Here is an 18,981-nt window from a genome sequence, read left to right as displayed (position 1 = left end):
CCGGGAGTGATGATACCCTATATCATAGCGAATGCAGACCGACACTGACGATCACCAGCCCGAGGCCGGGCTTTTCCAGGAAATCGAGAAAATCCAGGGGCGCCTTAGCTGGGGCAGCCTGCTCGACGCGGGGACCGGCACGCATTCGATCGGCTGGGTCGGATCGCTCGCGACCGAGCGCTGGACCGCAGTGAGCGGCGCCGAAGCCCATGCCGCGCAAACGGCCGATGCCATCGCCGCAAAGCGCCGGCCGGACGACCGGATCATCGTCGGCAACTGGGCCGATCCGGCGCTGCTCGCGGGCGAGCGGTACGACACGGTGCTCGCCGACTATCTGCTCGGCGCGATCGACGATTTTGCGCCCTATTTCCAGCACCGGCTGTTCGCGCGGCTGCGGCCGCTGGTCGGGCGGCGGCTTTATGTCGTCGGGCTCGAGCCCTATGTCGTCGGCGAACCCGACAGCGCGGAAGGACGGATCGTCCGGGATATCGGACGGTTTCGCGATGCCTGCCTGCTGCTCGCCGGCGAGCAGCCCTATCGCGAATATCCCGCACAATGGGCGGTCGATCATCTCGAGGCGTCGGGATATCGCGTCATCGCCGCCAAGCGCTTCGCGAACCGTTACAAGGAGCGCTTCGTCAACAGCCAGATCGACATGTGCGCCCCGCGGCTCGCGAAGATTGCCGATCGCGGCCTCGCCGCCGCGCTCGCCGCGCGCGGGGAAGCGCTGCGCGCCGAAGCGCTGGCGCTTGCCGACAGCGCGAACGGGCTGCGCCACGGCTTCGACTATATATTGGCGGCCGAACCCGCCTGACCGGTCCGGCCATGATCGGCGGAAGGAGGGGCGCGAGACTGATGCCCCTCCTTCCGGCCGCCCCCTTTTGCCTAGAAGCTGGTCCGCAACCCGAAGACGAAATTGCGTCCGCGCAGCGGCGACGCATTTTTGATGAAGGATGCGTGGTTATAGGCGAGCTCGTTGGTCAGATTGGTCGCGCGCACGAACAATTCGGCATCGGCCTTCGGCCCGAGCTCCATCTTGTAGGCGAGCGTCGCGTTGAGCATGTCGTAACCTTGGGTCCGCGTCTCGAACGCCGCGATCCGGTCCTGTTCGAAGACATGATAATATTCGACGTCGGCGGATAGCGGGCCCCATTGCCCGTCAGCGCGCGCGCCGAGGCGCCCCGCCGGAATGCGCGGCAGGTTGCCGAGCCCGTCCTTGAACTTCGCGCGGACATAATCGCCGAACAGCGACACGCCGAAATCGCCGAAATCATGCCGAACCTCGCCGTCGATCCCGGTGAAGGTGGCATCGGCGGCAGTGTAGCGGATCAGGCGGAAGTCCTCGAACTGGTCGAGCGTGTTGGCGAAGATATAATCGTCGAAATCCTGATGATAGGCGCCGATCGTGAAGGTCGTCGCCCCCTTTGTCTTGCGGAAGGTCAGGTCGATCGACTTGCCCGTTTCCTTGCCCAGCGTCGCGGTGCCGAGTTCATAGGTGTTGGTCGCGAGGTGGATACCGCGCGCATAAAGTTCCTGCACATTTGGCGCGCGCTGCGAGCGCGCGAGCGACAGCGCGAGCGAATAGTCGCCGCCGATGTCCCAGATCGCCGCGCCCGAGATCGAGAAGGGCTTGTGGCTGACCTCGCGGTTCAGCGTCGTCTCGATCCGCTGCCATTCCTGCCGCGCCGCGAGTTCGAAGCGAACCGGACCGGCCGTCAGCGTTTCCATCAGGAACAGCGCGGTACTCCGCGTATCGCTTTTGGGGAGGAAAGCTTCTTCGCCGACCGCGCTGAACCGGCTTTCCGAATGCTGCACCCCGAACGCGCCGCGCAGCGGGCCGATCGGTTTGTGCGCGAGTTCGAAACGCAGCTCGTGCGCCTTGTTCTTGAAGGTCGTCGCGACCTCGTCATGTTCGATCTCGTCATGCTCATAATCGGTGAACGACAGACGGAAGCGGACCTTTTCGAAGCCCGGCAGCGGATCTTCATATTCGCTGCGGATATCGAACCGTTCGCTACGCAATTTGACGAACGGCACTTCCTCATGCTCGTGATCATGGTCGTGATCATGATCCTCGTCATCATGGCCGTGACCGCCGCAGTGCAGGCTGCTGCCGTGCGGGTGGCAACCTTCATAATCATGGTTGTGGCCGGGCAGGCCATATTCGCTGCGCTGGCGCGTATAGGCGACGCCCAGATAACCGCCGCTGCCGACCCATGAGCCGCCGACGGTGAAGGTCGAGGTGTCGTTGTACGACCCGTCGACATGGCGTTCGCCGAACCCCTTGGGCACGCGATAGTCGTTCGACGAGCGATGGACGCCCTCGACGCGGAGCGCGAGCCCCTGCCCGCCGATGGTGATCCCGCCGACCAGCGAGCGTTCGTCGTCGGCAGTACCGAAACGGCCCTCGACCGTGCCCGCGATGCCGCCGTCGGGGATCGACGTCGGTACCTTCTCGTCGAGCAGGTTGATCGCGCCGCCGATCGCGCTGCCGCCATAGAGCAGCGCCGCGGGACCGCGCAGCACCTCGATCCCGCGCAGCAGCAGCGGTTCGGTCGTCACCGCATGGTCGGGAGAAATCGCCGACGCGTCATGGACGCTGGCGCCGTCGGACAGTGCCTGGACACGCGGCGCGGTCTGCCCGCGGATGACCGGCCGGCTCGCGCCGCCGCCGAAATTGTCGAAGTTGATGCCCGGCTGCCCGGCGAGCGTGTCGCCCAGCGTCGCCTGCCGGCGATGGACCAGTTCTTCGCCCGAAAGCGTGATCACCGGCGTCGCGGTCTCGTCGGCGCGCAGGCCAAGGACATTGGCCGACACGACAATCTCGGGATCGGCGGTGCTGCCGGCCTGCAGGAAACCGGCCTGGGGCGCGGGGGCCGGGCGGGCGGGCGCCGGCGGCACCGATTCGGCCGCGAGGGCGACATGCGGAACAGCCGCCGGAACCGCGGCGGACAGGAGGAGAGCTCGAAACTTCACAAAAACCCCTTTCTTCTTTGGAGGCGAGCCCTATATGATACGTTATCTCATATCACAACCCTGACAGGGCTTTTCTTTCATGTGCGCTCTCCCCTCGCGCCCTTCGCGGCGCTCCCCCACGACCGATATGGTGGAAGGTGCGGCCATTTCGGCCTCGCTCCTCTGCCTCGTCCACTGCCTCGCCCTGCCCTTGCTGCTGCTCGCGCTGCCAGCGATCGTCGGGGCCATCTTCGAATCGGAGATGTTTCACATTGTGGCTGCAGCGCTCGTTGTGCCGGCGGCAGCGCTCGCTTTCCTTCTCGGCTATCGCCGGCACCGCAGCCTGCGCCCCGCGATCCTCGGATCGGCAGGGGTCGCCTGCATCGTCGCGGCGCTGTTCCCCACGCTCGGCGAACCGGCGGCGGCGGCCATCACCGCCATCGGCAGCCTGCTGCTGATCGGCGGCCATATCTTCAACTGGCGGCTGCGCCGGACCCTTGCCTGATGCACAAGACCCGCCCCGCCCGCCCGATGACGGCGAAGGCCGCAAGCCTGCGCGCGGCGGCGCGAAACGGACGCCCGCCGAGCTGGAAACGATCGTCCTGTCGATCCTGCGCGCCAGCCCGCGGCCGCTGGGCGCCTATGTGATCGCACGCCAGAGCCGGTCGCTCGGCGTCCCGCTGGCCCCCAACCAGGTCTATCGCATCCTCGACCGGCTGCGCGGACGCGTCCGGCGGGTCGAGACGCTGAACGCCTATTGCGAGGTGGCCGGGGACGGCGGCGCGATCATGTCGTGTCGGGCGTGCGGTCATACCGCCACGCTCGCGATCGATCTCGACGACCGGCTTTCACGGGTCTGCGGCGCGATCGGCTTTCGACCGGACCGCACGATCGTCGAGATCGTCGGTTTATGCGCGGCTTGCGCCCGGAAGTGACGGCCTCACCGCCCCGCCATCCTGTCGGCGTCGACGATGGCGCGCGCAAAATCCTGCGGCGCTTCCTGCGGCAGATTATGCCCGATGCCACCCTTGCTCGTCCGATGTTCGTAGGGACCGGTGAATTTCGCGCGATAATCCTGCGGCTGCGGATGCGGCGCGCCATTGTCGTCGCCCTCGAGCGTGATCGTCGGCACCGCGATCGCCGGGAAGGTCGCGAGCTTTGCTTCGATCGCATCATAGCGCGCTTCGCCCTCGGCGAGCCCGAGCCGCCAGCGATAATTATGGACGCTGATCGCGACATGATCGGGATTGTCGAGCGCCGCCGCCGAGCGCGCGAACACCGCGTCGTCGAACGCCCAGCCCGGCGAGGCCGTTTTCCAGATCAGCCGCGCAAAGTCATGCGTGTTCGCGGCATAGCCCTGGCGCCCGCGTTCGGTCGCGAAATAATATTGGTACCACCAGCGCCGCTCGGCTTCGGGTGGCAGCGGCTTGGCATTCGCGGCCTGGCTTCCGATCAGATAGCCGCTGACCGAAACCAGCGCGCGAACACGGTCGGGATGGAGCGCCGCGAGGATGCACGCAGTCCGCGCGCCCCAGTCGCAGCCGCCGACGATGACCTGGCGGATCCCGAGCGCGTCGAGAAAGTCGAGCGCATCCATCGCGAGCGCGGCCTGCTGTCCGTTGCGCGGCGTCGCATCCGACAGGAAGCGCGTCGCACCATAGCCGCGCAAATAGGGTATGAGGACGCGGTAGCCCAGTGCCCCCAGCAGCTGCGCCGCATCGGCGTAGGTGTAGATGTCATAGGGCCAGCCATGGATGAGCAGCACCGGCACACCGTCGGCCGGCCCGACCTCGGCATAAGCGATGTCGAGCAGGCTGGTGCGAACATGCTTCAGCGGCCCAAACCCGGCGGGCGATGCCGCCGCGCGCGCCGGTGCGGCAAGCAGCATCGTCGCGGCCGACCCGGCCAGCGCCTGCGCCATGAAGCCGCGTCGATCGGTGTTCTGAAACGGGGTCATCATAGGGTCTCCTTGGGGCGTCAGGGGATGAGGAGCAGCTTGCCGGTGCTGCGGCGGCTTTCCATGTCGGCGTGCGCGCGCGCCGCATCGGCGAGCGGGTAGATACCGCCTATGTCGACCTTCAGCCGTCCTTCAACTATCCATTGGAATAGTTGCGCAGATCGCGCGCGCAGCAATGCGGGCGTCGGAATATGGTCGGAGAAGACGGCATAGCCGAGCTTGATGCTCTTTGGCAGGCTCATGATGTCGATCGGCCCCGGACCGCCGAGCACCGGTCCGAACCAGCAAAAGGTGCCCGACCGCCGCAGCGACGCAAGCGACCCGGCGAAGGTCGCCGGCCCCGAACCGTCGAACACGACATGCACGCCCTCGCCGCCCGTCAGTGCGAGCACTTCGTCGGCGAAAAGGCCGTCGGCATCGACGATGACATGATCGGCGCCGGCGGCGCGCGCCGCCACGGCCTTTGCCGCGTTCGACACGCGCCCGATCGCCGTGCCGCCGCGCAGCTTGACGATCTGCGTGAGCAGCATGCCGAGCCCGCCGGCGGCGGCATGGACCAGTGCGACGTCGCCGGGCTGCACGGGGTAGAAGTCGGTCGCGAAATGGCTGGCGGTCAGCCCCTGCATCATGACGGCGGCCGCCGTCCGGTCGTCGATCGCATCGGGAACCCGGACCAGCGCGTCCGCCGGGATCTCGACGCGCTCCGCATAGCTTCCGGGCGCATAGACCCACGCGACGCGGTCGCCGATCGCAAAGTCGGTGACGCCCCCACCGAGCGCGGCCACGCGCCCCGCGCCTTCGACCCCGATCACCTTGGGTTCGGGCACATCGGTCCACGCCATGCCGCGGCGTACCCCGATATCCATTAAATTGACCCCCGCGGCGGCAATCTCGACGACCAGCTTTCCCGGACCGGGGACAGGTTCGGGGAGGTCGATCAGGTCGAGGTCGCCACCCGGCGATGTCATTGCAATGGCTTTCATCTCATCTTCCTTATTGAATGATCGTTCCATAATTAGGCAAAAAAAGGGGTCAGCGAAGCGCGCGAAGCGTCAATTCTCCCAGGCTGGCGAGATGCTCGTCGCGCGCGCCGCCGCGCGCGGCGATCCGGATCCCGGCAAAACTCGCGACGAACCATGTCGCGACGGTATCGGGATCGAGGTCCAGCGCGATGTCGCCGTCGGCCTGCGCCGCCTGCACCTGCGCGACGATCGCGGTGCGGAGCGCATGATCGGCGGCCGCGCGAATCTCGTTGAGGACGGGCCAGGAGGTCCCGAGTTCGGCGACCGAATTGACGCCGAGGCACGGAAGGCGCGCCTCGCGAACGACGCGGTCGACCATCGCGCGAATGCCGTCGATCGCGCGGTCGCCGGTCCGAAGCGCGGACCGGTGCGCGTTTGTCTCGCCCGCCGCATAGCGGCGCACGGCCGCGCCATAGAGGCCGGCCTTGTCGCCGAAGCTGTTGTAGAGGCTTTGCCGGCCGATCCCCATCGCATCGACGAGCATCTGCGCCGACGTGCCCTCAAAGCCATGCTCGCGAAACACGCCGATCGCGGCGTCGAGTGCGACATCGTCGTCGAAGTTTTTCGGTCTCGCCATATATGCCATATAGACGTTATGGAACGAATGTTCAATAACCATTTGCGAGCCTGGAACGCTCGGAGCACCGCTCGTCGCGCTGGCCGATGAACTGGGTCTCCGCTCCGACTAGTGCTCCGAAAGCGTATGGTCCCGGGCGCCATCCCGATAGGTCGACATTTTTTTGAACTCGAGTTCGGGGAAACCTTCGGCAGCCGATTTGTCGAGCGCGTCATAGTAAAGATTGGCGCCGCCGAAATAGATGAGGACGCGCGCGCCCTTGTCGTCGCGGTTGGCGCCCATCATCCATGAATTGACCTTGTCGCCTTCGTTCATCAGCGTCTGGCCGTGGATATCCGCCGTTGCCGCAGTCCATTCGCGCTCGGCCTCTTCGCGCGGCTCGAAGATATCGAGCCCCTCGCGTTCCATCTTGCCGATACAGCGCGAGATCCAGATCGCATTCTGCTCGATCGAGGTCGGCAGGTTGGCGAAAGGTGCTTGTGGGCCGGTCACGGTGAACATGTTGGGGAAGCCCGCGACGCAGACCCCCATGATGCACGCCGATTGCTCCTGCCATTTTTCGCGCAGCGTCTGACCGCTGCTGCCACGGATCGGAAAGGCTTCGAGCGCGCCGGTATAGGCCTTGAAGCCCGTCGCCAGAACGATGATGTCGAATTCATAGTCGGCGCGCGCCGTGCGGACGCCGGCTTCGGTGATCTCGACGAGCGGCTCCTGCTTCTTGATGTCGACCAGATGCACATTGTCGCGGTTGAAAGCTTCGAAATAGCCATGGTCGAGCGGCGGGCGCTTGGCGAACAGCGGATAGTCGTCGAAGCTGGGCGTCAGCAGATCGGCGAGCGCGGGATCGTTGACGCGCTCGCGCATCTTGGCGGCGATGAAGTCGCCAGCGATCCGGTTGGCCTCGGGACTGGCGAGGAGATCGTCGAACGTCTCGAACACCCAGCGGAAGCTGCCGGTCCAATTCTCCTCGAAGATGCGCTGCCGCTCCTCGGGCGCCGTATCCATCACATTGCGGCCGACCGGGCTGTCGAAGGCCATGCCGAAGACATGGTTGCGGCATTTGGCGACGATCGCGGGATAATTGTCCTTGATCTCCTTTTCCCACGCGGGGGTCATGTCTTTCTGCATCGCGGGGAGGACATAATTCGGCGTGCGCTGGAACACTGTCACGCTGCCCGCGGTTTCGGCGACGACGGGCAGCATCTGCACGGTCGTGGCGCCGGCGCCGATGATCCCGACCTTCTTGCCGGCATAGTCCAGCCCTTCGTGCGGCCAGCGCGAGGAATGGAAGAGAGGTCCCTTGAAGCGATCCATACCGGGAATCTTCGGGATCATCGGTTCCGAAATCATGCCCATGCCGCTGATGAAATATTTGCTGGTAAAGACATCGCCGTCGCCCGTCGTGACTTGCCAGCAGCCGCGGTCCTCCAGATAGTCCGCCTCGACAATTTCGGTATCGAGCTGGATGTGCGGCCACATGTCGCATTTGTCGGCGACGAAGCGCATGTAATTCTGGGTTTCCTCGCGGCCGGGATAGCGTTTCGTCCACGACCACTCCTGGAGCAGTTCGGGCGAGAAGGTCAGGCAGTAATAATAGCTTTCGCTGTCGGTCGCGGCGCCCGGATAGCGGTTCCACGTCCATGTGCCGCCGATATCCGACGCGCGGTCGAACACGCGGACGGAGAGGCCGAGTTCGCGCAAATAATGGATCAGCGCGAGGCCCGCAAAACCGGCCCCGATCACGATCGCGTCATAGTCCACCGCGGGCCCGCTTGGATTATTCTTCTCGGTCATCTGTCTCACTCTCCACAAATCCGACGGCGCCTTGTCCGGCGCTCGCCCTGTTCGTCAAAACCTCTCAGCCCGCACCCACGCGATCGGGGTCCACCGCGCCGATCTCGGCGAGGATCGCCGCGCGATCGGAATCGCGCCGCCACATTCTGGGCGCAACGACGTCGGTATCAGCAAAGCGCGGCGCGGGATGCGGCTGCATCCAGCCATCGGCCTCGACGTAGCTGCCGCGCGCGCGGCTGTGCTCGTGCGCCGGGGCGTCGTCCATCGTCAGCACTTCGCTGTAACAACAGTCGCGCGATTGCAGCCGCAGGGTCCAGGTCGCGCGTGGTTCGCCAGCGAAAATCGCGGCGAGCCGCGCCTTCATCGCGGGCCATCGCTGCTGGTCGTGCTGCGCGGCGAAAAGCGGGTCGTCATCCAGCCCGAGCGCGTCGACGAGCCGCGCGTAGAATTGCGCCTCGATCGCCCCGATCGCGACATAGCGGCCGTCGGCGCAGGCATAGCAGGCATAAAAAGGCGCGCCGCCATCGAGCAGGTTCTGACCGCGCCCGCGGTCCCACATATCATTGTGCCGCAGCGACCACATGCCCGCCATCAACGCCGCAGCACCATCGGCCATGCTGCAATCGATCACGCGCCCCGCGCCGCTTTGCCGCGCCGCGAGCAGCGCCGATACGAATCCGAATGCCAGCAACATCCCCCCACCGCCATAGTCGCCGATCAGGTTGAGCGGCGGCATCGGCGGCTGGCCTTCGGCGCCAAGCGCCGCAAGACAGCCGCTGATCGAAATATAGTTGAGATCGTGCCCTGCCTTGTCGGCGAGCGGACCATCCTGCCCCCAACCGGTCATCCGTCCGTAGACCAGCGCCGGGTTGCGCTCCATCAAGACGTCGGGTCCCAGCCCCAGCCGTTCGGCCACGCCGGGACGAAACCCCTCGATCAGCCCGTCGGCGGTTTCGACAAGCCGGGCGACGATCTCCACGGCTTCGGGTCGTTTCAGATCGAGCGTGATCGACCGCCGCGAACGGAGCAGGACATCGCGCCCCTGATCCTGCGACAGCGGATCGCTGCCGCCCGGCCGGTCGATACGGATCACCTCAGCTCCATGATCGGCGAGCATCATGCCGCAAAAGGGGGCCGGCCCGATCCCGGCGAGTTCGATGACGCGCACACCCGCCAGCACAGGCCGCATCGACCCGCCGTCGACGATACGGTGCGAGCGGTTCATCCGACGGTGTTCCCGGCAGCGGGGCGGAGAAACAGGCGCCGCACAAATCGCGGTGGCACCGCCGGGTCGGCCGAATGGGCCGATATATTCCGCAACAGCGGATCGACAGCCTTTGCCAAGCCAGCTCTCCCAGTCTTCAGTGCCGTCACCGACATCTTGAATTTATTTGTTAGCGTCTAGCAAATGAAAAATCAAGCGCAAAGACCATCATTCAATTGCCTGTATTAAAAGGATTTATCTCGGATAGCCGAAGAGAATCAGTAAGCGATTCCAAAGGCCTTCGCGGTCGAACGGCGATAGGCTTCGAACTGTTTGGGCAGGTCGACATTTTCGGGGGCGACGAGCCACTGATAGATCGTCCCGAAGATGAAACTGCAAAAGCCGAAGGCATAGCATTCGGCGTCGACCGACGCGTCGATCTCGCCCGCGGCGATGCCCTCTTCGACCCAGTGCGCGACATCGCTGCGATAAATTGCGTGATAGGCGGACAGATGATCGCGCACGTCATTGTGCGAACTGATCGATTCAAACCACAGGATGTACATTGCCTGCATATAGCCGGAGTGGCTCGACAGGAATCCCTCGACCGCGCGCAAGGCGGCGAGACAGGCCTGTGCGCCGCCACGCGTGCCGACCTTGTTCGCCAATTCGCGTGTCCAGCTGGTGTTGAAATGCAGTACCAGCTGGCCGAACAGCGCATCCTTCGATCCGAAACGGCTCGATGCGAGCCCGCGCGAATAGCCGGCGCGTTCGCCAACCTCCTTCAGCGTCGTCGCGTGCGTCCCCTGTTCGACGATCAGCTGCATCGCCGCGTCGAACATCCGGGCGTCGGACAGCGCGGTGCGTTCTGCCTGCGTGCGGCGAACGGCGCGCGGCTTGGCGCGCACCTTGGCGGGAGCCGGCTGGACCTCTGTCACCTCGCGCAGCGAGGCCTTGCCCTTCATCGACGACGGTGCGTTCATGAAGATTCATCAATCCTTTCAAAAGCCGTTTTGCCCGTCGCGACGGCCTCGCGCAGCGCCTGCTTGTCAATCTTGCCGACGCTGGTCAACGGCAGAGTGTCGGCGTGCGCCCAGTATTCGGGTATCCAGAAACGTGCAACGCGGTCGTTCAGAGCGCGGCGCAGTCGCGCGAAATCGGGTCTCGCGCCGTCGGTCGTGGTGACGATGGCGAGCGGCCGCTCCTCCCAGCGCGGATCGGCGACGCCGATCACCGCGGCGAGGTCGACGCCGGCAAGGCTGGCGACATGGTTCTCGAGTTCTGCCGATGGTATCCATTCGCCGCCCGACTTGATCAGATCCTTCATCCGGTCGGTGACCTGGACATAGCCGCGCTCGTCGATCGTCCCGGCATCGCCGGTATCGAGCCAGCCGTCGGCAGTCAGCACATCGGCACCCGCCCCGCGGTGATAGCCGCGCGCGATCCACGCGCCGCGCAGCTGCAATCGCCCGACGCTCTTGCCATCCTCTGCGACGCGCTTGCCGTCATCGTCGACCAGTCGCACCGACACCCCCGCGACCGGACGTCCGCTTTTCGCGCGTAAATGCCGCGCCGCCTCGCCAGCCGTATCGGCCGCCGGGTGCGACAGCACGCAGAGCGGGCTGGTCTCGGTCATCCCCCACCCCTGGATCAGCGGCACATTCCAGCGGCGCTCGACCTCGGCGATCAGGCCTTCGGACACCGCCGACCCGCCCGCGACGATGACGCGGAAACTCGCCATGTCGACCGGCTCGGCTGCGTCGGCGCGGAGCAGATCGTTGAGGATCGTCGGCACGGTCGCAGTAAAGGTCGGCGCGGTAGCACGGATCATCCTCCGGATCGCCTCGGGCTGCAAATGCGGCCCCGGCAGCACGAAATCGGCGCCCGCAAGCCAGCCCGAATAGGGGAGCCCCCACGCATTGGCATGGAACATCGGCGGCATCAGCAGGATCGTGTCGCGGTCGCTGAGCGCAAACGCATTCGCCGCCATCGACGCGAGGCTGTGCAGGAAGATCGTACGGTGCGAATAGACGACCCCCTTGGGGTTGCCTGTCGTCCCAGAGGTATAACAGGTTGCGGCCGCCGCCGTTTCGTCGGGCACCGGAAAGTCGGCGAGCGGCGCATGGTCCGCGATAAAATCCTCATAGGACGTCCAGGGCTTTTCCAGTCCGGCGAGCCCGGCCGTGTTGCCGGTGACGATGACACGCTCCAGCCCTTCAAGCGAATTGACCTGCGGCAACAGCCCGGCGAGCAGCGGGCCATCGGCAATCAGCAGCGCATCTTCGGCGTCGGCCATGATGAAGCGGATCTGGTCGGGGTGCAGCCGCAGGTTGAGCGTGTGGAGCACCGCGCCCATCGCCGGCACCGCCAGATAGGCCTCGAAATGCGCAAAATCATTCCAGCTGAGCGTCGCGACGCGCGTGTTCGAACGCACGCCCGCCGTCTGCAGCGCCGCCGCAAGGCAGCGGGCGCGTTCGGCGGTCTCCGCAAAGCTGCGCCATGCCACCTGCTCGCCGTCGAACAGACCGATACGACTGGTCGCGTGGATGCGCTCGCCATGCGCAAGGATCGTCGCGGTACCCAGCGGTTCGTGCATCATCGTGGCGTCCATCACGCCATCCCCTCGCCGCGCGCGATCCGCCGCGCGGCGTCGAGCAGCGCCGGCACGTCATGTTCGAGGCCGCGTTCATACGGTCCGTCAACCTGCCCTTCGCGAAAGAGGACATAAGCACCCTCGACGATCGCGGCGAGGCGCCAGAGCGCGAAGGCCTGAAAATATCCGAGCCGGTCGATCGACAGCCCCGTCGCATTGGCCCAGCGCCGCGCGAGATCGGCGCCGCCGACGACGCCCGCGACGTTCGACACGCGCTGAACGAACGCGAAGCCGAGCGGCAGGTTTTCGTCGCGGTTCCACATCGCGGTGACCAGCCCGACATCGACGAGCGGGTCGGCGAGCGTCGCCATCTCCCAGTCGAGGATCGCCAGAACCTTCGGCTCGGCCAGATCCATCAGTACATTGTCGAGATGATAGTCGCAGTGGACGATCCGTACCGCCTCGGGCGCCGGCGCGTTATCGGCGAGCCATGCGCCGAGCGTTTCGATCAGCGGCAGGTCGCGGACCGCGTGCGCTGCCCGCACGCCGCGCCATCGCTCGATCTGGCGGCTGACGAAGTTCCGTGCCTTGTCGGCATCGCCCAATCCTTCAGGAACCGGCTTGATCGCATGGACGCTCGCGATGGCGTCGATCAACGCGTGACCGACCGCATCGCGCGTCGCGACATCGTCCGCATAGCCAGCCGGCAGCGTATCGGTGATCGCCGCGCCGCGGACGAAGCGGGTCAGCGAAAAGGGCGCGCCGAGCACTTCGCTATCGTCACAGAACAGGATCGGTTCCGCGACCGGCGCCTTGCCCGCGATCGCCGAGATGAAGCGAAATTCGCGCGCGATCCCGGCGCCCGCGAGGTCGGATACGGTATCGGCCGGGGGATGCCGCAGCACCATCGGGCCGCTCGCGCTTTCGACGAGGCTCGTGACATTGGCGTTGCCGCCGGTCAGCCGGCGGACGATCCGCGCGTCTGCAATCCCTGCTTCAGCTTCCAGCCAGCGCGACAACCGCTCGGCCGGATCGCTCACAATCTGCACAGCAGGCCGCCGTCGTTGGAGATGATCGAGCCCGTCATATAGGGCGACCCCGCCACCCACCAGACGACGTCGGCCAGTTCCTCGGCGGTACCTTCGCGGCCGAGCGGAATGCCGGCCACCAGCTTGGCCTTGGCGCGCGCCGATATCCCGTTGGTCATTTCGGTCGAGGTCAGCCCCGGAATGACCAGGTTGACGCGAATGCCGCGCCGCGCCAGCTCGACCGCCAGCACCTGGGTCAGCCCCACGAGCCCGGCCTTGGACGCGCCGTACGCCGCGTCGCCCGAAAAGCCGCGCAACCCGACGACCGCGCCGATATTCACGATTGAAGCACCCTCGCCCAGATGCGGCAAGGCCGCGCGCACAAAATTGAACGGGCCCGACAAATTGGTATCGAGCACCGCCTGCCAATCGTCCTGCGCCAGCGCGCCGACCAGCCCGCCGCGATGGAGACCGGCGTTATTGATGAGCACATCGATGCCGCCCCAGCGCTCGACGACCTCGGCGCAGAGCCCCGCGACCGCCGCCGGATCGGTCACGTCGGCGGCCAGCCCGATTGCATTGGCGCCGATCGATCGCGCCTGCGCATCGATATCGGCGCCGCGTGCGACAAGCGCGACCTTGTCCCCCTTGCTCGCGGCCAGCCGGGCGATTGCGAGGCCCAGGCCTCGCGATGCGCCGGTGACCACCCATCTGCGCTGTTCAGGCTTCGACGTCTTGGCCATTCCGGGTTCCGCTCAGAAAGCCTGCGTCACGGCAACGCCCCACGTCCGCCGCGGTCGCGGTGCGGCATAGCTCCACACCCCCTGCACATCATAGCCGATCGTCCAGCCCTTTTCGTTGGCCAGATTCTTGCCGAACAGGCTGACCGTCGTCTTGTTGAAGCGGGCGTTGATCGACGCGTCGACCAGATACTGGCCGCCGTTGCGCAAGTTCGGGTTGTTGAGGAAGGTGATCTCGTGCGCGCCGACATAATGGACGTCGCCCGAAATCCATGCCGACGCATTGCTGCCGATATCGGCTTCATAGGTCCCGCCGACGCTCCACGTCCATTTCGGGGCGCGGCGGATCTTGAGGAAGCTCGCGTCGATCGGCGTTCCGGTGCTGTAGATGTCGCCGACGAAATCCTTATATTTCGCGTCGAGATAGCCGAGGTTGCCGTTGAGCGTGAAGCCATCGGCGACGCGCGCGGTGAGGTCGAGTTCGAACCCCTTGAGTTCGGCCGACGCCGCATTGATCGTGCGATTCTCACGCCCGGTCGAGGTCCCCGGCGCGGGCACGTCGAGGTCCTGCTGCATATCGTCATATTTCATCAGGAACGCCGCGCCGTTCAGGCGCACGCGGCCGTTTGCGAACTCGGTCTTGAACCCGGCCTCATAATTGTCGAGCGTTTCGGGATCATAGGGGATCGTCGCCGCGCCGATCGTCGACGGGCGCCCGTTGAACCCGCCGCCGCGATAGCCGCGCGACCATAGCGCATAGATCATCGCCTCGTCGGTGATTTCATAGCGAAGCGACACGCGCGGGGTGAACTTCGACCAGCTCTTCTTCACCGGATCGGCCATGACGATCACGCCGGGCGCGCTTCCAGTCGGATTTTCTTCGACCGTCGTGCCGTAGAAGAAGATCGGCAGGTCGTTGACGATGCTCGATTTCTTGTCCTTGGTATAACGCGCGCCGACCGTCAGCGTCAGCCGGTCGACGATCTCGTAATCGGCCTCGCCATAGATCGCCCAGGACTTGTTCGTTTGCCGGACATCCTGCGCGCTGGTGAGCAGCGGCGGCCCCGCGAAGCCGATATAATTTTTGAGATTGATCGTGTAGCGCGAGTCCCAGAGGTACCCGCCAAGGACAAAGGTCAGCGGCCCCGATCCGCCCTTGGTCAGGCGCAGTTCGTTCGTCGTCTGGCGCCAGCGCGCGGGCCGGTCGGTGTGATAGAGCGTCTGCGGCCCGGCGTCGAAATCCTGATTGATTTCTTCATCGGTTTTCAGCCAGCCGAAGATATAGTCGACCTGCATGTCGGACCCCAGGTCATAGGTCGCCTTGGCGATCGCCATGTCGAGCTTGAAGGTCGCATTCTTCTCGAGCCGGCCGTCGGATACGCTGACATAGCGGTCGCCCGACGTCGGCACGCCCGGCGCCGGCGAACATTGGTTATAGGCCGTGCAGAACAGATCGGTCGGCCGGTTGACCGCGAGCAGCTGCGGCGGGTCCTGCTTCGTCTTCTGATGATCGTAGCTCAGCTGGATGTCGAGATTGTCGGTCGGCTCGAACAAGAGCGCCCCCGACAGCGCATAAAATTTGGACCGCTGTCCGTCCTGGTTCTGGAAGCTGTTGAAAATATAGCCGTCGGATTTTTCGTACGCGCCGCTGACCTTGACCGCGATAGTGTCGGAGAGCCCCGTACTGGCCACGCCTTCGACCTTCCAGCTGTCGAAGCGGCCATAGGTCAGGCGCGCCTTGCCCGTGAGGTCGTAGGTCGGGCGCGAGCGCGCGAGGTTGATGACGCCGCCGGTGGCATTGCGCCCGAACAAAGTGCCCTGCGGCCCGCGGAGCACCTCGACGCGGTCGATATCGATCGCCTTCAGCAAGCTGCCCGAGCTTTGGCCGATATAGACATCGTCGAACACCACGCCCACCGCCGGATCGACCGACTTCTCGACGTCAGCGACGCCAATGCCGCGAATATAGACCGCGGCGACGCCTCCCGGCCCCTGCTGCGTGTCGTCGATAACGATGTTGGGCGACGAGTCGGCAAAGTCGCGCACGTCGGAATCGAAACGCCGGTCGAGCTCGCCCGCGGACAAAGCGCTGATCGACGCAGGCACGTCCTGCATGCTTTCCTCGCGCTTGCGGGCGGTGACGACGATTTCCTCGAGACCGCCAGACGATTCCGCTCGGGTCTCGCTGGGCGCTTCCTGCGCGCTGGCGACCGATGCCGGACACAAGATGACTGCTGCGGTGGCCAGAAGGCGCACGGATTTCACGCGATCGATCATGATGAATTCTCTCCCATCGACGGGCGCATTGGTCGCTCGCGGCCGCTTGTGCGGTTCTCGTGAGTCACGCTCCGATCAAAGCATGCCCCACTTGTTTGTTATCGACAAGCAAATTTTATATTTCCGCATCAAAGCCTCGGAAAGAATTATTTTATCTAGTTGATATTATATATTATTTATGGTCACTACGGTGCAGAAAATTATTCTTGCTTGTTCTCATCTAGTAAGTGTGCAAGAAGATTCGCCAACGATAAACACCGAATGGGAGAGTGAATTATGGCAGACCGGCTGGCCGGTAAGTCGGCCTTGATCTCGGGCGGCGCGAGCGGCCTGGGCGAGGCGCAGGCGATCCTTTATGCCCGCGAAGGCGCGGCGGTTCTGATCGGCGATGTGCAGGCCGACAAAGGCCACGCGGTGGTCGCCGCAATCGAAAGCGAAGGCGGCAAGGCGGCCTTCATCCATCTCGACGTTTCCGACGCAGGCAGCTGGGATGCAGCCGTAGCCGATGCCGTCGCGCGCTTCGGCAAGCTCACGACGCTGGTCAACAACGCCGGCATCTTCCACCCCGGCGGCATTACCCAGGAAACCCGGCAAGGCTGGGACCGCATGATCGCGATCAACCAGACCGGGGTCTTCCTCGGCATGAAAGCGGCCGCCCCTGCCCTGCTCGCCTCGGGCAATGCGGCCATTGTCAACGTCAGCTCGCTCTATGGTCTTATCGGCAGCCCGAACGCCATCTCCTACCATGCGTCGAAGGCAGCGGTGCGCGTGATGGGCAAGGCCGGTGCGCTCGAATTCGCCAAGCAAGGCATCCGGGTCAACACGATCTTTCCCGGCCAGATCAAGACCCCGATCCTCGGCGACATCACCCCCGAACAGGACGCTGCGATCAAGGCATCGATCCCGATGGGCATCGTCGGCGATCCGATGGATATCGCCTACGCGAGCCTCTACCTCGCCTCCAACGAGGCAAAATATGTGTCGGGCGCCGAACTCTGGGTCGATGGCGCATGGTACGCCGGACAATGAGCGAAAGGGCAGCCCGCTGATGGCCTGGGACTTTTCGACCGATCCCGAATTCGAGAAACAGCTCGAATGGATGCGCGGTTTCGTCGCCGAGGAGGTCGAACCGCTCGACCTCGTCTTTCGCGACCCCGCGGCGCATGTCGACCCGCATTCGCCCGCCGCGCGCGCGATGGCGCCGCTCAAGGAAGAGGTGAAGAAGCGTGGGCTCTGGGCGTGCCATCTCGGCCCCGACCTCGGCGGCAAGGGTTTCGGGCAACTCAAACTGGGGCTGATGAACGAAATCCTCGGCCGCAGCCGCTTTGCGCCGACCGTCTTCGGGACGCAGGCGCCCGACACCGGCAACGCCGAAATCCTCGCACGCTTCGGCACCGAGGAGCAGAAGGCGAAATATCTCCAGCCTTTGCTCGATGGCGAAATCGTCTCCTGCTATTCGATGACCGAGCCGCAGGCGGGCGCCGATCCCGGCGAATTTACCTGCCAGGCGCGCCTCGACGGCGACGAATGGGTGATCAACGGCGAAAAATGGTTCGCGAGCCACGCCTGCATCGCCGAATTCCTGATCGTCATGGTCATCACCGATCCCGACGTCCCGGTGCACGAGGGCTCGACGATGCTCATCGTCCCGCCCGACGCGCCCGGGCTCGAATTCGTGCGCAACACCGCGGTCGGCCCGAAGGACGAGATCGGCAGCGGCGTCCACGGCTACCTCCGCTTCACCAATTGCCGCGTGCCCGAGGCGAGCCGGCTCGGCCCCGTCGGCGCGGGCTTCAAGGTCGCGCAGTCGCGGCTCGGCGGCGGACGCATCCACCATGCGATGCGCACCGTCGGCATGCTCAACAAGGCGATGGACTATATGAAGGAGCGCGTCGTCAGCCGCGTCACCAAGGGCGAACGGCTGGCCGACAAGCAGATGGTGCAGGAAAAGATCGCCGACAGCTACACACAGATCCTGCAGTTCCGCCTGCACGTGCTCTATGCGGCCTGGCTGCTCGATCGCGACAAGAGCTACACCCGCCCCGTGCGGCGCGAGATCAGCGCGATCAAGGCAGCGATGCCGGACGTGCTCAAGGACGTCGTCTATCGCGCGCTCCATCTTCACGGCTCGCTCGGCATGTCGAACGAAACGCCGCTGATGGATATGTGGCAATATGTGCCCGAGATGGGGATCGTCGACGGGCCGACCGAGGTCCACAAGATCGGCGTTGCCAAGGACATATTGCGCGACGTGCGCCCCGCCGAAGGCACCTTCCCCTCCTATCATGTACCGACGCGCCTAGCCGCCGCCCGCGAAAAATTCGCCGCCTATCTCGACTGAAACGCCAAGCCCCGGGAGCCCCGAATGACCGAAAACATCGAACAGCGCCTCGACCGCGTCGAGAGCCGGTTCGCGATGCACGATCTCGTCAGCGACTATTGCCACGGCTTCGACAAGCGCGACTGGGACCGCTTCGCCGCGATCTGGTGGCCCGACGCCGTGTGGGACATCGGCCCGCCCTTCGGCAGCTTCGAGGGAGCCGAGGGGATCGCGCATGTTACCAAGGACATCCTCTGGGACGCCTGGCTCGCCTCGAGCCACTATACGACCAACCTCGTCATCACCTTCGACGGGAAGGATCGCGCGACGGGGGTATGCGACGTCGACTGTATCGGTACGACCTCGGACGGACAGGCGCAGACCGTCGCGGCGAGCTATTTCGATATTTTCGAGCGGCGCGGCGGCGTCTGGAAGATCGCGCGCCGCAAGGTGAAGATGTATCACTTCAACCCGCTGCCCGGCGTCACGCTGTCGCCGCCCGTATAGGAGCTTC

17 protein-coding genes are annotated in these 18,981 nt (G+C 65.0%); 6 read left to right on the top strand and 11 right to left on the bottom strand.

The window, feature by feature from the left end; translation table 11 throughout:
- Positions 1-31: 31 nt before the first annotated feature.
- Complete coding sequence (locus VGU00_RS14460) at positions 32-814, top strand: hypothetical protein (protein WP_327469636.1); 783 nt, start codon at positions 32-34, stop codon at positions 812-814.
- 71 nt (positions 815-885) lie between these two features.
- On the opposite strand, the gene VGU00_RS14455 is transcribed toward VGU00_RS14460, so the two are convergent.
- Complete coding sequence (locus VGU00_RS14455) at positions 886-2,976, bottom strand: TonB-dependent receptor domain-containing protein (RefSeq protein WP_327469634.1); 2,091 nt, start codon at positions 2,974-2,976, stop codon at positions 886-888.
- 127 nt (positions 2,977-3,103) lie between these two features.
- On the opposite strand from VGU00_RS14455, the gene VGU00_RS14450 reads away from it, so the two are divergent.
- Both VGU00_RS14450 and VGU00_RS14445 read left to right on the top strand, forming a co-directional pair.
- Positions 3,104-3,460, top strand: a complete 357-nt coding sequence (locus VGU00_RS14450; RefSeq protein ID WP_327469632.1) for a MerC domain-containing protein — start codon at positions 3,104-3,106, stop codon at positions 3,458-3,460.
- Entirely contained in the window at positions 3,453-3,890 is a 438-nt protein-coding gene (locus tag VGU00_RS14445) for a transcriptional repressor (protein ID WP_327469630.1), read from the top strand. The genes VGU00_RS14450 and VGU00_RS14445 overlap by 8 nt, the downstream gene beginning before the upstream one ends.
- A 5-nt stretch (positions 3,891-3,895) precedes the next feature.
- Here the strand turns inward: VGU00_RS14445 and VGU00_RS14440 are convergent, their stop codons facing one another.
- The 10 genes from VGU00_RS14440 to VGU00_RS14395 all read right to left on the bottom strand — a co-directional run bounded on the left by VGU00_RS14440 (position 3,896) and on the right by VGU00_RS14395 (position 16,147).
- A complete protein-coding gene (locus VGU00_RS14440) occupies positions 3,896-4,912 on the bottom strand; it encodes an alpha/beta hydrolase (protein ID WP_327469857.1) in 1,017 nt (338 codons plus the stop codon).
- 20 nt (positions 4,913-4,932) lie between these two features.
- The gene (locus tag VGU00_RS14435; protein WP_327469628.1) at positions 4,933-5,895 is read right to left on the bottom strand and encodes a quinone oxidoreductase; all 963 of its coding nucleotides are present in this window, start codon (positions 5,893-5,895) and stop codon (positions 4,933-4,935) included.
- A 49-nt stretch (positions 5,896-5,944) separates the two neighbouring features.
- Entirely contained in the window at positions 5,945-6,511 is a 567-nt protein-coding gene (locus VGU00_RS14430; RefSeq protein ID WP_327469626.1) for a TetR/AcrR family transcriptional regulator, read from the bottom strand.
- Between the two features lie 108 nt (positions 6,512-6,619).
- On the bottom strand, positions 6,620-8,305 hold the full coding sequence (locus VGU00_RS14425; protein ID WP_327469624.1) for an NAD(P)/FAD-dependent oxidoreductase: 1,686 nt from the start codon (positions 8,303-8,305) through the stop codon (positions 6,620-6,622).
- 64 nt (positions 8,306-8,369) lie between these two features.
- Positions 8,370-9,530: a CaiB/BaiF CoA-transferase family protein gene (locus tag VGU00_RS14420; RefSeq protein ID WP_327469622.1), complete on the bottom strand. Its 1,161-nt coding sequence runs from the start codon at positions 9,528-9,530 to the stop codon at positions 8,370-8,372.
- 257 nt (positions 9,531-9,787) lie between these two features.
- Positions 9,788-10,492 (bottom strand): TetR/AcrR family transcriptional regulator, encoded by a 705-nt coding sequence (locus VGU00_RS14415; RefSeq protein ID WP_192646693.1) that lies wholly within the window; start codon positions 10,490-10,492, stop codon positions 9,788-9,790.
- Positions 10,489-12,120 (bottom strand): long-chain-fatty-acid--CoA ligase, encoded by a 1,632-nt coding sequence (locus VGU00_RS14410; protein ID WP_327469617.1) that lies wholly within the window; start codon positions 12,118-12,120, stop codon positions 10,489-10,491. Before VGU00_RS14410 ends, VGU00_RS14415 begins: the two co-directional genes overlap by 4 nt.
- Positions 12,120-13,151, bottom strand: a complete 1,032-nt coding sequence (locus VGU00_RS14405) for a phosphotransferase family protein (RefSeq protein WP_327469616.1) — start codon at positions 13,149-13,151, stop codon at positions 12,120-12,122. Before VGU00_RS14405 ends, VGU00_RS14410 begins: the two co-directional genes overlap by 1 nt.
- Entirely contained in the window at positions 13,139-13,873 is a 735-nt protein-coding gene (locus tag VGU00_RS14400) for an SDR family NAD(P)-dependent oxidoreductase (protein WP_327469614.1), read from the bottom strand. Before VGU00_RS14400 ends, VGU00_RS14405 begins: the two co-directional genes overlap by 13 nt.
- A 12-nt stretch (positions 13,874-13,885) precedes the next feature.
- Positions 13,886-16,147: a TonB-dependent receptor gene (locus VGU00_RS14395; RefSeq protein ID WP_327469612.1), complete on the bottom strand. Its 2,262-nt coding sequence runs from the start codon at positions 16,145-16,147 to the stop codon at positions 13,886-13,888.
- Positions 16,148-16,423: 276 nt separating this feature from the next.
- Between VGU00_RS14395 and VGU00_RS14390 the strand changes: the two genes are divergently transcribed.
- From VGU00_RS14390 to VGU00_RS14380, 3 genes are read left to right on the top strand one after another with little or no spacing between them, the layout of a single operon-like run.
- Complete coding sequence (locus VGU00_RS14390) at positions 16,424-17,176, top strand: glucose 1-dehydrogenase (RefSeq protein WP_327469611.1); 753 nt, start codon at positions 16,424-16,426, stop codon at positions 17,174-17,176.
- Between the two features lie 19 nt (positions 17,177-17,195).
- Entirely contained in the window at positions 17,196-18,488 is a 1,293-nt protein-coding gene (locus tag VGU00_RS14385) for an acyl-CoA dehydrogenase family protein (RefSeq protein WP_327469610.1), read from the top strand.
- 24 nt (positions 18,489-18,512) lie between these two features.
- Complete coding sequence (locus tag VGU00_RS14380) at positions 18,513-18,974, top strand: nuclear transport factor 2 family protein (protein ID WP_327469609.1); 462 nt, start codon at positions 18,513-18,515, stop codon at positions 18,972-18,974.
- Positions 18,975-18,981: the final 7 nt, after the last annotated feature.

Origin of the sequence: Sphingopyxis sp. (genome assembly GCF_035944815.1) — a bacterium.
In the GTDB taxonomy this organism is placed as follows: domain Bacteria; phylum Pseudomonadota; class Alphaproteobacteria; order Sphingomonadales; family Sphingomonadaceae; genus Sphingopyxis.
The sequence above is the reverse complement of the archived record's forward strand: the minus strand, read 5'-3'. Positions and strand labels throughout refer to the sequence as shown.